Here is a 13814-nt window from a genome sequence, read left to right on the forward strand (position 1 = left end):
AAATTTGGAAAAACGCCAAGATATTCAAGAATTAACGCTTGAAGAAGTAATGGGCGATCGTTTTGGAAGATATTCCAAATATATCATTCAAGAACGGGCCCTACCTGATATTCGCGACGGGTTAAAACCTGTACAACGTAGAATTTTGTTTTCTATGAACAAAGATGGAAATACATTTGAAAAAAGTTTTAGAAAATCGGCGAAATCAGTCGGAAATATCATGGGGAATTATCATCCCCATGGTGATAGCAGTATCTATGAAGCCATGGTTCGCTTAAGCCAAGACTGGAAACTTCGTGAAGTTTTGATTGAAATGCACGGAAATAACGGGAGTATGGATGGAGATCCACCCGCTGCGATGCGTTATACAGAAGCACGTCTTTCTGAATTGAGCGGTGAACTATTACGCGATATCGAAAAAGAAACAGTGGATTTCGTCTGGAACTTTGATGATACAGAAAAAGAACCAACCGTTTTACCGGCGAAATACCCAAACTTATTGGTAAATGGCTCTACTGGGATTTCAGCAGGCTATGCCACAGAAATTCCAACACACAATTTAGCCGAAATCATTGATGGAACAATCTATTTAATTGATCATCCTAATGCGCCCTTAGAGAAACTAATGGAATTTATTCCTGGTCCAGATTTTCCAACTGGTGGTATTTTACAAGGGAAAGAAGAAATAAAAAAAGCCTACGAAACCGGTAGAGGGAAAGTAATTCTGCGCTCTAAAACCCGAATTGAACCTTTAAAAGGCGGTAAACAACAAATTATCGTCACTGAAATCCCATATGAAGTCAACAAAGCGACATTAGTTAAAAAAATAGATGAAGTTCGCTTAAACAAGAAAATTGACGGAATTGCTGAAGTTCGTGATGAAAGTGATCGAACAGGGTTGCAAATTGCTATTGAACTGAAAAAAGATACAAATGCTGAAGGGATTTTAAATTACCTTTTCAAAAATACTGAATTGCAAATCAATTATAATTTCAATATGGTTGCTATTGATAATATGACGCCACAGCAAGTTGGACTCAAACGTATTCTAGACAGTTATATTGCTCACCGCAAAGAAGTAATTACAAATCGTAGCCGATTTGAATTAAACAAAGCCCAAGCTCGTCAACATATCGTAGCTGGTCTGATTAAAGCTTTATCCATCCTTGATCAAGTGATTGAAACAATTCGTGGTAGTAAAGATAAAAAAGATGCTAAGCTAAATTTAGTAAACGAATATGCTTTTACTGAAGCACAAGCAGAAGCTATTGTGACCTTGCAATTATATCGCTTAACTAACACTGATATTACTCAACTTGAAAAAGAAGCCAATGAATTAAACCAATTGGTTGCAGAATTGACAACCATCTTAAGCGATGAAAAAGTTCTATTCAACGTAATAAAAAAGAATTACGTGAAGTGAAAAAACAATACGGCAATGATCGTTTAACACAAATTGAAAATGAAATTCAAGAAATTAAAATCGATACACAAGTATTAGTGGCTCAAGAAGATGTTGTCGTTACTGTAACGCATGAAGGGTATATCAAACGTAGCAGTTTACGCTCATATAGCGCATCCAAGCCAGAAGAAATCGGGATGAAAGAGGGTGACTTCCTTTTATATACCGGTGAAGTAAACACCTTAGATCATATTTTATTGATTACCAATAAAGCAAACGTCATTTATCGTCCGATTCATGAACTTCCAGATTTGAGATGGAAAGAAATAGGTGAACATATTTCACAAACCATTTTAAATCTCTCTATTGATGAATCAATTATCGCAGTTTATACGTACAAAGAGCTTTCACCAACGAAGACGTTTGTATTTATGACAAAAGAAGGTATGATCAAACAAAGTAAAATGACCGACTTTGAACCGTGGCGAACGTACAAAAGTCGCCCAACAAACTGCATGAAATTAAAATCTGATACGGATGAAATAGTGAATGTTTATCTAACTAATGAACAAAAATTAGTTGATGTCTTTTTAGTTAGTCATCGAGGGTTTGGTTTGCGTTATCCATTAGATGAAGTACCTGTTGTTGGAGCAAAAGCAGCGGGTGTTAAAGCAATGAACCTAAAAGATGAAGACTATGTTGTTAATGGTTTACTTGTTTACCAAGAAGGGGATACACCTGTTGTGGTATTGACTCAACGGGGTAGTATCAAACGTATGTTAGCACAAGAATTAACTCAGTTAGGTAGAGCTAAACGAGGATTAATGGTTCTTCGTGAACTGAAAAAAAATCCTCATCGTGTCATATTTATGTCTGAAAGCAGTTCATTAGAATTGTTAGTTACAACACAAAGCGGACACCAATACACTATTGATTCAAAAAAATATCCAATCAATGATCGCACATCAAACGGCTCCTTTATGCTAGATGAAAAAGAAGATGGTGAAATCTTAGAAGTCCATGAAATGCACACAGCCGTATTAGAAGAGAAAAGTGAAACTGACTCCATCTAACCGCTTTCAACTGTTCTATATAATTAGCCAAAACAGCCAATCTGTACTAGTACAGATTGGCTGTTTTGTATTACAGAATATTTATTCTTGATATCATAATCAGTCTAATTAGTTAACAGGATCACAAACAAAAACATTGATTTATAAGGGTTTTTAATCTGTTTATTAATAAAAATAATGAATTCGTTCATTTTTTATTAAGTAAACACTTGCATAAAAACAATCGTGTGTTATACTTATCACATAAAGCTGTTACAATAGATTTCAGCATACTAAGGAGGCCCATCAATGGAGCAATGGAAAGGCTTTAAAGGCGACAAATGGAAAACATCAGTAGACACACGTGACTTTATTCAAAGAAACTACACTGAGTACACAGGTGACGATTCTTTCCTAGAACCAATCGCGCCAAGCACAGACAAGTTATGGACAAAATTGCAGGAATTATTCGAAGTACAACATGAAAAAAATGGTGTATATGACATGGATAACAACATTCCTGCAACAATCACTTCTCATGAACCTGGTTACTTAATTAAAGAAGAAGAAACAATCGTTGGTTTACAAACAGACGTACCATTGAAACAAGCGTTCATGCCATTTGGCGGTATCAACATGGCTAATAACTCTTTAACTTCAAATGGATACGAAGTTGACGACGAAATGTCTAAAATCTTTACGGAGTGGAGAAAAACACATAACCAAGGTGTTTTCGACGCTTACACACCAGAAATGAGATCCGCTCGTAAAAACAAAATCATCACTGGTTTACCAGATGCTTATGGTCGTGGACGTATCATCGGTGATTACCGTCGTATTGCATTATATGGAATGGATTTCTTGATTGCTGAGAAGAAAAAAGATCTAAGCAATACAGGGAATAAAGTAATGACAGACGACGTTATTCGTTTAAGAGAAGAAATTTCTGAACAAATCAGAGCAATGGCTGACTTAAAAGAAATGGCTTCAACTTACGGTTTTGACATCTCTCAACCAGCTGCCAATGCGAAAGAAGCTATTCAATGGTTATACTTTGGTTACTTAGGCGCTATCAAATCACAAAATGGTGCGGCAATGTCTATCGGACGTATCTCTGCATTCTTAGATATTTATATCCAACGCGATTTAGAAGCAGGTTTGATTACTGAATTTGAAGCACAAGAAATGATTGATCACTTAATCATGAAATTACGTATGGTTAAATTTGCTCGTACACCAGAATACAATCAATTATTCTCTGGGTACCCAATTTGGGCTACTTTATCAATCGCTGGTATGGGCTTAGATGGCCGTTCATTAGTAACTAAGAGTGATTTCCGTATCTTACACACACTAACAAACATGGGACCATCTCCAGAGCCAAACTTGACTGTGTTATATTCTTCACATTTACCAGTTGGATTTAGAACATTTGCTTCAAAAATTGCAAAACAAAGTTCATCTATCCAATTTGAAAATGATGATTTACTACGTTCAAACTGGGGATCAGATGATTGTGCAATTGCATGTTGTGTATCTGCAACAGTAATGGGTAAAGATATGCAATTCTTCGGTGCTCGTGCAAACTTAGCAAAAGCTGTTCTTTATGCAATCAACGGTGGGGTAGATGAAAAAACTAAAATGCAAGTAGCTCCTAAATTCCGCCCAATGACAGGGGATACTTTAGACTACAACGAGTTTATCGATCGTTACAAAGATATCATGGATTGGTTAGCAGAATTGTATGTAAATACATTGAACGTTATCCACTATATGCATGATAAATACTCTTATGAAGCAGCTCAATTAGCCTTTATGGAAAGTAACTTACAACGTACATTCGCTACTGGTATTGCAGGAATTTCACATGCTGCTGACTCAGTAATGGCGATCAAATACGGTAATGTACAAGTTATCCGTGACGAAGATGGTTTAGCAATTGACTATGTTCCTCAAAATGAGTTCCCAACATATGGTAACGATAATGAAGAAGCAGATGCAATGGCTAACTGGATTCTTGAGTACTTCATGACTCAAATCAGACGTCAACATACGTACCGTAACGCAAAACCAACAACATCATTATTAACAATCACTTCAAACGTTGTTTATGGTAAAGCAACTGGTAATACTCCAGACGGACGTCGCGCTGGTAAACCATTAGCACCAGGTGCTAACCCAAGTTACCAAGACGGAAAATTCTTAGGTGAGAAAAATGGTCTTTTAGCATCACTTAACTCAACTGCTAGATTAGAATATACAAGTGCATTGGATGGAATTTCTAATACACAAACAATCAACCCTAACGGTTTAGGTAAAGATGATGATACAAGAATTGATAACTTACGTAACGTAATGGACGGCTACTTTGATAAAGGCGGCTACCACTTAAACGTTAACGTGTTCACAAACGAATTATTATTAGATGCACAAGCTCATCCAGAAAAATACCCTAACTTAACAATCCGTGTATCTGGATATGCCGTGAAATTCCGTGATTTAACTCCTGAGCAACAAGCAGATGTTATCTCTAGAACTTCACACGACAGACTGTAATAAGTTAACAACTGAAGGGGTGGCCTCGCGTCATCCCTTCTTTTTCAAAAAAGCTTAAAATTATGAAATAATTGAACAAAGCGCATTTGAAAATCCAAACCAAACGAAATGAGGAACAAGCAATGACAACTCCTGTTATTGGTAGAATCCATTCTACAGAAAATTTTGGGACCGTTGACGGCCCTGGCGTTCGATTCATCGTATTTACACAAGGCTGTCGCATGCGTTGCCAATTTTGTCATAACCCAGATACTTGGAAAATCGGCTCTGGTGGGCGTGTCGTTACAACTGATGAAGTTTTAGATGAAGCCATTAAATATCGTTCTTATTGGGGTGAAAAAGGTGGCATTACAGTTAGTGGTGGAGAGCCTTTGCTTCAATTAGATTTTTTAATCGACTTATTTAAAAAAGCAAAAGAAAAAGGAATACATACAACCATCGATACTTGTGGTAAACCCTTTACAAGAGAAGAACCATTTTTCAGTCAATTTCAAGAATTGATGGATTACACTGATTTATTACTATTTGATATCAAACATATCGATAACGAACAGCATAAATTACTAACATCATTAGGAAATGAGAATATTTTAGAAATGGCTCAATATCTTTCTGAAATAGGAAAACCTGTTTGGATTAGACATGTGTTGGTTCCAGAACGTAGTGATTATGATGACTACTTAATTCGTCTAGATACCTTTATAAAAACACTTAAAAATGTTGATAAAGTAGAAGTATTACCTTATCATACAATGGGCAAGTACAAGTGGGATGAATTAGGGTTAGATTATCCGTTAGACGGGATTGAGCCACCGGCGGAAGATCGAGTAGAAAACGCAAAAAAACTATTGCACGTCAATGACTATAATAGATATGCAACTAGATAGTTTATAAAAATAAAAAAGAGCAACAATAATTGTTGTTTCTTTTTTATTTTTTGTTATTATTAATAATGAAGAAAAAAGAAGGAGTGAATCATGATTATGTCAAAAATTCTTGTTTTTGGACACCGAAACCCTGATACTGATGCAATAGGTGCAGCAATCAGTTTTGCATACTTACAAAAAGAATTAGGTAAAGATACAGAAGCAGTAGCCTTAGGTGCACCAAGTGAAGAAACACAATACGCATTGGATTATTTTAATGTAGATGCCCCAAGAATTGTAGAAAGTGCAGCTGGGGAAACCAATCAAGTAATGTTGGTTGATCACAATGAATTTCAACAAAGCATTTCGGATATTGCAGAGTTGACTATCCTTGCAGTTATTGATCACCACCGTATTGCTAATTTTGAAACTGCTGATCCATTGTATTATCGCGCGGAGCCAGTTGGTTGTACAAGTACAATTGTGCTAAAATTGTTTAAAGAAAATAATATCCCTGTTCCTAAGCAAATTGCCGGAATGATGGTGTCAGCAATTATTTCTGATACCTTACTATTTAAATCACCAACTTGTACGCAGGAAGATATCAGCGCTGCTAATGAGCTCGCAGAGATCGCAGAAATCAATTTAGAAGGTTATGGTCTAGATATGTTAAAAGCTGGCACGAATTTAAGTGACAAATCTGCAGAAACATTGTTAGATTTAGATGCGAAAAGTTTCCCAATGAGTGATAATAATGTTCGGATTGCCCAAGTTAATACAGTTGATCTAAACGAAGTCCTAAACCGTCAAGCAGAGCTGGAAGAAGCAATGAGTAACGCAAATGCTGCAAATAGCTACGATTTATTCGTATTGATTGTTACAGATATTTTAAGTAGTGATTCTGAGTTATTAGTGATCGGAGATTCATTAGATAAAGTTGAGTCAGCGTTTAACATCAAATTAGAAAATAATCGTGCGTTTTTAAATGGCGTTGTTTCTCGTAAAAAACAAGTTGTACCTCAATTAACGGAAGCATTTAGTTAAATAAAAAGAAAACTGCAGGTGGTTTTTATTTACGCCACTTGCAGTTTTTTACTATTTTAATCGACTAGAGAGGAAGAGTGGGCTAGACTTGAAGAATATAACATACTATTATGGAGAAAATCGGCAGTTACATACGATTATCTCAGATCCGTTATTCAATAGAATCGTTGATTATTTTTTGGATCATCAAGGAGCAGAAGTGATTTTAAGGCAAATAAAAACAGATTTCTCTAACGAGACGAACTTAGAACATTTCTTAGATAAACTAATTAAACACAACTTACTTGAACGTAAAAATAGAAGGTATTCACTAACATTTCCAATCTATAACGAAAAAAAAACAATCGAAATTCCTGATTCCATCAACAAATCCATAGAAGTACTTGGACAAGATAGGTGCACACGTTTCTTTATTTTTGGCGAATGGTTGTGGTCATTCCTTTTTGCTGAAGAGCAGGATTATTTTTTTGGGGTAGTAGATTCTTTGAGTCAACAGCCAGTGTTTTTAACGAAAAAAGAAGTGGGGAATAATGATTTCAAATTTATCTCAATTTCTCATGAAAATAGCCAACCCTTTGATTTAGCCACATATTTTATGTGTCTTTCATCTAGAAAACCGCTGCCTGCGACATTCCAACCGCTTCAAAATTTAATAGGGGACGTGGATATTGATTATTTTGTTACACAAACAAAAAAGATAATAAGAGCGACTAAACGGAATAAAATTAAAAACAGTAAACGAAACATTTTTCAAGAAGCATTGTTACTAACAAATGATTTGAAAAAAGATGCTAATGGAATTTGTTATACAACTACACTAGTGTTAGAAGAACAACCAACGATAGTAGATGAGGCTTTATTCGATAGACTTGGACATGAAGTATCATTGCTATGGGACACGATCGCTGATAGAAATCAGCGTGTGTTTGCTAAACAAGAAATCTATAGCTCATTGTTCAACAAATATTTTGAAGAACAGGAGTCACTTAGTTATTTCAAAACTACTTAGTTGCTATAATAATATTATGTAAACTAGAAAAACGGAGCTAAAAAAGTTACTGAGGGCATTACTCTTGGCGTTCATTCCTCAGTAACTTCAAAACTGATTAATTGTTTCTTTTTCGAACTTTTTTAGTCCAGAAGCCTCCAGATATAAATTTAGGCTCATAAGAGATAATAAAAGCTCTAGGTTCTTGTTCGTTGATCAACTTGTATAAACTTCGTTCATTTTTACGGGGAGAAAGTATTTCTAATATCATCCGTTCACCTTCACGACCTTGTCCAAAGCTTTGGGTGACACCATAACCATGTTCTCTTAAAATTTCAGGTAAGTTTAGCTGCTCTGTAGAAGAAGGAAGAATAGCCGTAACCATAATGTAGCCTAAAGCTAAATAATCTTCTATTTTGATCCCCACACTAATACCAACGGCATAACCAAGTGCATAAACCACAAGATTCAACGGATTATCCAGACGATTTAACACCATGCTCAGTCCTAATACATAAATGGTTATCTCAGCCATGCTAACTAAAGGAGCAATCAACCGATAACCTTTCATCGTCAACATGAATCGAATGGTATTTAATGTAATATAAGAAAAGTTAATTATAAATATTGTAAGAAGCATTTTTATGTCGATGTTCATTTTATTATTCCTCTTTTCAAATTAAAGATATCAGCATATTATAGTACAAGATAAACAGAATGAACATAGAGAAAATCAAAATAATTTTGAGAATTAATGGAAATTTTTAAATAGTAAAAAGAATGGTTCTAATAGTATTATTTAAATGGAAATTAGTCAGCAGTGTTATTGGTTGGATCAACGTATTGTTTTTGTTATAATCAATATATTACATATTATAAGGGAGAATTGAAATCGGATGAGAATTTTTATCATCATAGTACTCGTTCTGCTGTTATTAAATACAACAGCAGCTCTTGTCACTGTCTTTAGAAAACCACGTAGCATTTCCAGTGTTTTAGCCTGGATTATGACATTATTATTTTTACCAGGTATCGGCTTTATTATTTATATTTTTTGCGGAAGAGGAATCAACGGTCAAAAAGTTTTTAATTTAACAGACTATGATGAAGAGAAAATCTCAGAAATCAAACATAAGGTGGATAAGGACAATTTAAAAGCAAATGGGACATTAGACATCAATTTACTAACAGATGCACGTGTCTTAAATAAATACTTTAGGAATATGGATTCTTCGCCGCTTAGCAAAAGAAATAACTTACAGATTTATACAGACGGAAAAGAAAAATTTGCTGCATTATTTGAAGATATTCGCCAAGCGAAGGAAAGTATTCATGTAGAATATTATTCATTTTTCAATGACAAGATAGGCAATCAGTTTTTAGATATACTGGGAGAGAAAGTCCAAGAGGGAGTGTCTGTTCATTTAATCTATGATCCTTGGGGGTCTCCAGGAGCAAACAAAAAGTTTTTCAAATCGTTTGTTGAATTAGGTGGAAAGGTAACCCCTTTTATCACGTCCAAAAATATCATTAGTAAAACTCGTTTGAATTATCATTTACATCGGAAAATTGTGGTAATCGATGGGAAAATAGGGTGGACTGGCGGCTTCAATGTAGGCGATCAATATCTAGGTGAAAGTAAAAAATTTGGCTATTGGAGAGATACCCATATTCGTTTAGTTGGCACTTCTGTTTTTTCTTTACAAGAAATTTTTATTATGGACTGGAATGCATCTATACAGCATACATCTAAAAAAATGGATTACCTAGACAAATACTTTCAAATTGCAGAAGACAACGAGCTGAATAATTTAGCTTTGCAAGTAGTCTCTGATGGACCAGATTCTGAAGAGGAGATTTTAAAAAGTGGATTTATTAAAATGATTTTATCCGCTGAAAAATCTGTTTGGATCCAAACACCTTATTTGATTCCTGATGATAGTATGATCAATGCTTTGTTGATTGCTGTTCGCTCAGGTATTGATGTGCGTATCATGATTCCTTGTATGCCGGACCATCCATTTATTTATCGGGCAACACAGTACTATGCAAATTACCTGCACAACAGAGGGATTAAGATTTATATGTATCAAAATGGCTTTCTGCATGCTAAAACAATGATCATTGACAATGAGATCTGCATGGTGGGTACAACGAATCAAGATATCAGAAGTTATGCACTGAATTTCGAAGTAAGTACGTTTATTTATGACACCCACATTGCTGGAAAATTAACTGAAATATTCGAGAACGATATGACTAACAGTACCTTATTAACGGATAAAATGATTAAAGATCAGTCCCACTGGTTACACTTTAAACAGAATTTCTCTCGATTATTGTCACCAATATTGTAATAAAGAATATTGCAACTTTGAATTAAACCAATTATTTGCAAATAATAATGCAGGGGATTGGTTTAATTTTCAACTTATTATTCTAGTTTACATAATATACATTATACAAAGTAGTTTTTTTGAGGAGGTGTATATTGCTCCTCAAAAAAACTACTTTGTATAATTAGGTTATTTGTCCTTCCTAGAAAAGTCTTTTTATACTTAAGTTAAAAAAATCGAAAGTTCTTTTCGTATCACATCACGCTCGTCAAGTTGTAAATTATGACCTGCATTATCTAGCAAAATAATCCTGCTATTTAAAAGTTTTTTTCGATGTTTCGTCACATCCTCATATCCAACGACGTCATCTTGTTTACCTAAAATTATCAAACGTTCGCAAGTTGCATCATTAAGCAAAAGTCTTTCCTCGAATGCTAATTTGTATCCATCTCTTTGAAAAGACTTTTGAAATTCTTGATCTCCAACCGAAAGACCTGGTTGAATCTCAGTTAAATAATTTTTATAACTTGCTTCGGTTATATTCACAACAGCATGTTTATATTGTTCAAAAACCAGTTGATTATCAACGTCAAAAGACTCGACTTTATTTACATGTTTTTCGGGTAATGTTCGACTAGAGTTCTCAGCTTTAACAACAGGTGCTAGTAACACAGCTTTTTTGATTTTAGTAGGTAATTTTTTGATTAAACCTAGCGCAAGATAACCGCCATACGAATAACCTAAAATTGAAAAAGACCTTTCACCAATAACCTTATGAACAAACTCAATAAGGATTGTCAATAGATTATCTGCATTCATATCCTTATTGTGAACGTTTGATTTTCCCATGCCTGGCAAATCTATATAAATTCTTTTATATTTAGTCTTTAATGAAGTTGACTCTTCAAGAATTCCTTGAAGTCCTCTATGATCAATTGAAAATCCATGTAAAATAAGCAGTGGTTTTCCCTCTCCGATTATTTTATAATAAATATCTGCCTCTTTATTAGAATAGTACATCGATTATCTCCTCTCTTTTGTCTTACTTATGTTTGATAAAATAATCTTTTATCTCATCCAGCATAAAATTTTCGATTAAATCAACTTTGTGAATATACGCCCCTTGTTCAAGAACTTTTTTACATTTTATAAAAGACCAATTAGGTAAGTTACCTTTAAATCTTGGATCATTTGCATAGACAATGCCATCAAGTTTACTCCAGACTGCAGCAGATGCACACAACGGACAAGGCTCAAATGTTGAATAAAGCCAATAACCTTTTGGTAAAGAATCTGTTTTTAAAAAAGCGCATGCTTCTCTAATAGCATTGACCTCCGCATGTGCTGTAGGATCACATGAATTTTGAACAGTTGTTTTACCTACTGAGACAATCTTCATTTTTTCATCAATAACTGCAGCATAAATCGAATGATTGTTCCATTGTTGAATGATTAAGCTAGTCATGATTGCTTTATTAGGATGTTGATTCATATACCATACACTCCTCTTCACCGAATTACTTCAATTGCTTCGACATACTGATATCAGTTGCTACAAAGCCTACTTTTTCATATAAATGAATTGCCCCTTTATTATGTGCAAATACGTGTAAATCGATTTGTAAGGCGTTCATCTCTTTGGCCAAATAATCAAGACAGACTAAAGTTTTTTTGCCGTAGCCTAAATTTCTGAATGCTTCGAATATAATAAAATCATAAATAAATAGCTTGGAATCCTTTAAATGAACCCACAGAAATCCGACTTTTTTGTTTGCTGACTTTTCAACAATAGAAAACAAATAGTGCTTTTTCGTTTCTTTTCCAGCTGGCAAAAGACTTTCAATACTTTCTTTAGCTAATTCAAATGCATCCTCGCAAGTCCAAGTTCCAGCAGTTATTTTATCTTGAGCATAATCTTTAATTGCAACAGAGATATAGTTTTTGTAATCTTCGGTTGTCATTTTTTTTAGTTCAATCATTATTTAATTCTCCTTATAGCTGTTATTTCATAAGTTTAACACAGTATCTTTGTATCTGACATAACCATCTTACATTACTTTTATTTAGTATAAAAAAACCGAGATATCGACCATTACAGGCGGTATCTCGGTTTTTCGGAATGTATCTTATTGTTCGTTTTTCATAGCCTCTAATGCAGCTGTGTTGATAATGTTCCAAGGTTTGTCAAACGATGGTTGGAAGAAAAAGTCAGCATAAGCTAAGTCTTCAATTGTCATTTTTGCTTTGATAGCTAGTGAAATCGCATTAATGTTTGCTGTTAGATCAGCTTTTGACATCAATTGAGCCCCTAAAATTTGTGTTGTTTCAGGATCGTAGACTAATTTAAACCACGCCTTTTGTTTATCTGGATTAAAATCCATCAAATAATCGTCAACCACTAATACAGATTTCGTTGTTTTGTTTAATTTCTTAGCCATTTCATCGTTGATTCCTGTAGAAGCGAATTTATAGTCAAAAACAGCTAAACCAGAAGAACCTTGAACACCTGGGAATGGTTTCACTGGACCTTGTAAATTTTTAACTGCAAAGCGCCCTTGTTTTCTTGCATTCGTTGCTAAAGCAATATTGACTTCTGTGTCACCTGGATTGTATTTAATCAGTGTTGCATCCCCTACAGCAAAAACATCAGGTGCGCTTGTACGCATATATTCGTCTGTTTTGATCAAACCATTTGGATGCAAGTCTAATGTATCTTTTAACCAACCTGTATTAGGTCGGACTCCCACGGCCACTACAACAAGATCCGCTTCGTATTCATTTTTGTCGGTTACAACCTTTTGAACATGTCCTTCACCTTTATAACTTTGAACCGTTTCATTTGTTACCACTTTGATGTTGTTAGCTTCCATTTCTTCCGTTAAAACGTCTGTAAATTCTTTGTCTAAATAAACACCTAATGGTCGATCTAATATATCAATAACAGTAACATTTTTTCCTGCTTTAGCAAATGATTCTGCAGCTTCTATACCGATGTAACCACTACCAATAACCACAACATTACTTACTTGTGGATCAATTGTTTTTTGTTTCAATTTGATTGCCCATTTTCTACCGCGCATCAAATAAATATTCTCTAATTCTTTTCCTGGAACATTTAATTCAAATGGCACCGCTCCTGGACTAATAATTAATTTATCATAATGCTCCACTCGTTCTGTATCTGTTAATAAGTCTTTGACAACAACCATATGATCTTCTGGCTTGATTGCGGTTATTTCTGTGTTGGAGAAAACGCTAACGCCTCTACTCTCCATTTTTTCACCTGTCATATATCGAACGGAATTAACATCTTTTACTTTTCCTTCTAGATAAAGCTGCATACCACAGGAAAGAAAAGAAATGAAATCTCCTTTTTCGTACCATTGAATTTGAGCATCAGGATGTAAATTTAATAATTCTTCAACAGCCTCATATCCTCCGTGTGATGAACCTAAAACGATAACTTTCATTTCTTGTACCTCCAATATTATTTATTATATAATAAATAATATCATAAGAATACAAGCAATAACAAGCACTTAGACTTATCATTCTCAATTAATATTTATA

10 protein-coding genes and 1 pseudogene are annotated in these 13814 nt (G+C 34.5%); 6 read left to right on the forward strand and 5 right to left on the reverse strand.

All coding sequences use genetic code 11. The features are described from left to right. The first annotated feature begins 4 nt into the window (after positions 1-4). The 5 genes and pseudogenes from parC to A5880_RS00270 all read left to right on the forward strand — a co-directional run bounded on the left by parC (position 5) and on the right by A5880_RS00270 (position 7929). Positions 5-2475: pseudogene (gene parC / locus A5880_RS00250) on the forward strand (DNA topoisomerase IV subunit A). 288 nt (positions 2476-2763) lie between these two features. Beyond that, entirely contained in the window at positions 2764-5010 is a 2247-nt protein-coding gene (gene pflB / locus A5880_RS00255) for a formate C-acetyltransferase (RefSeq protein WP_086330083.1), read from the forward strand. Positions 5011-5132: 122 nt separating this feature from the next. Beyond that, a complete protein-coding gene (pflA, locus tag A5880_RS00260) occupies positions 5133-5897 on the forward strand; it encodes a pyruvate formate-lyase-activating protein (protein WP_086330084.1) in 765 nt (254 codons plus the stop codon). A 96-nt stretch (positions 5898-5993) separates the two neighbouring features. Continuing rightward, positions 5994-6920 carry a manganese-dependent inorganic pyrophosphatase gene (locus A5880_RS00265; RefSeq protein ID WP_086330327.1) on the forward strand — a complete coding sequence of 309 codons (927 nt, stop codon included), beginning with the start codon at positions 5994-5996 and terminating at the stop codon, positions 6918-6920. An 88-nt stretch (positions 6921-7008) separates the two neighbouring features. Next, the gene (locus A5880_RS00270; RefSeq protein WP_086330085.1) at positions 7009-7929 is read left to right on the forward strand and encodes a DUF1803 domain-containing protein; all 921 of its coding nucleotides are present in this window, start codon (positions 7009-7011) and stop codon (positions 7927-7929) included. A 97-nt stretch (positions 7930-8026) separates the two neighbouring features. On the opposite strand, the gene A5880_RS00275 is transcribed toward A5880_RS00270, so the two are convergent. Beyond that, positions 8027-8566 carry a DUF2179 domain-containing protein gene (locus A5880_RS00275; RefSeq protein ID WP_086330086.1) on the reverse strand — a complete coding sequence of 180 codons (540 nt, stop codon included), beginning with the start codon at positions 8564-8566 and terminating at the stop codon, positions 8027-8029. Between the two features lie 238 nt (positions 8567-8804). Here A5880_RS00275 and cls point away from each other — a divergent pair, with 238 nt between their 5' ends. After that, the gene (gene cls, locus A5880_RS00280; protein WP_086330087.1) at positions 8805-10265 is read left to right on the forward strand and encodes a cardiolipin synthase; all 1461 of its coding nucleotides are present in this window, start codon (positions 8805-8807) and stop codon (positions 10263-10265) included. A 201-nt stretch (positions 10266-10466) separates the two neighbouring features. Here cls and A5880_RS00285 read toward each other — a convergent pair whose 3' ends face one another. The 4 genes from A5880_RS00285 to A5880_RS00300 all read right to left on the reverse strand — a co-directional run bounded on the left by A5880_RS00285 (position 10467) and on the right by A5880_RS00300 (position 13714). Next, positions 10467-11264, reverse strand: coding sequence for an alpha/beta fold hydrolase (locus A5880_RS00285; RefSeq protein ID WP_086330088.1), 798 nt, complete (start codon positions 11262-11264; stop codon positions 10467-10469). 22 nt (positions 11265-11286) lie between these two features. Next, the gene (locus A5880_RS00290; RefSeq protein ID WP_256924793.1) at positions 11287-11736 is read right to left on the reverse strand and encodes a nucleoside deaminase; all 450 of its coding nucleotides are present in this window, start codon (positions 11734-11736) and stop codon (positions 11287-11289) included. A 25-nt stretch (positions 11737-11761) separates the two neighbouring features. Next, positions 11762-12223: a GNAT family N-acetyltransferase gene (locus tag A5880_RS00295; RefSeq protein WP_256924794.1), complete on the reverse strand. Its 462-nt coding sequence runs from the start codon at positions 12221-12223 to the stop codon at positions 11762-11764. 147 nt (positions 12224-12370) lie between these two features. Continuing rightward, positions 12371-13714 carry an FAD-dependent oxidoreductase gene (locus A5880_RS00300; RefSeq protein WP_086330090.1) on the reverse strand — a complete coding sequence of 448 codons (1344 nt, stop codon included), beginning with the start codon at positions 13712-13714 and terminating at the stop codon, positions 12371-12373. Positions 13715-13814: the final 100 nt, after the last annotated feature.

The organism is Enterococcus sp. 4G2_DIV0659 (genome assembly GCF_002140715.2).
Lineage (GTDB): Bacteria > Bacillota > Bacilli > Lactobacillales > Enterococcaceae > Enterococcus_L > Enterococcus_L mansonii.

Excerpts from the sequence above, each read along its gene's own strand:
- A5880_RS00300 (WP_086330090.1), bottom strand. The coding sequence starts at position 13,714 with ATGAAAGTTATCGTTTTAGGTTCATCACACGGAGGATATGAGGCTGTT.
- cls (WP_086330087.1), top strand. The coding sequence starts at position 8,805 with ATGAGAATTTTTATCATCATAGTACTCGTTCTGCTGTTATTAAATACA.
- A5880_RS00265 (WP_086330327.1), top strand. The coding sequence starts at position 5,994 with ATGTCAAAAATTCTTGTTTTTGGACACCGAAACCCTGATACTGATGCA.
- A5880_RS00290 (WP_256924793.1), bottom strand. The coding sequence starts at position 11,736 with ATGAATCAACATCCTAATAAAGCAATCATGACTAGCTTAATCATTCAA.
- pflA (WP_086330084.1), top strand. The coding sequence starts at position 5,133 with ATGACAACTCCTGTTATTGGTAGAATCCATTCTACAGAAAATTTTGGG.
- A5880_RS00275 (WP_086330086.1), bottom strand. The coding sequence starts at position 8,566 with ATGAACATCGACATAAAAATGCTTCTTACAATATTTATAATTAACTTT.
- pflB (WP_086330083.1), top strand. The coding sequence starts at position 2,764 with ATGGAGCAATGGAAAGGCTTTAAAGGCGACAAATGGAAAACATCAGTA.
- A5880_RS00295 (WP_256924794.1), bottom strand. The coding sequence starts at position 12,223 with ATGATTGAACTAAAAAAAATGACAACCGAAGATTACAAAAACTATATC.
- A5880_RS00285 (WP_086330088.1), bottom strand. The coding sequence starts at position 11,264 with ATGTACTATTCTAATAAAGAGGCAGATATTTATTATAAAATAATCGGA.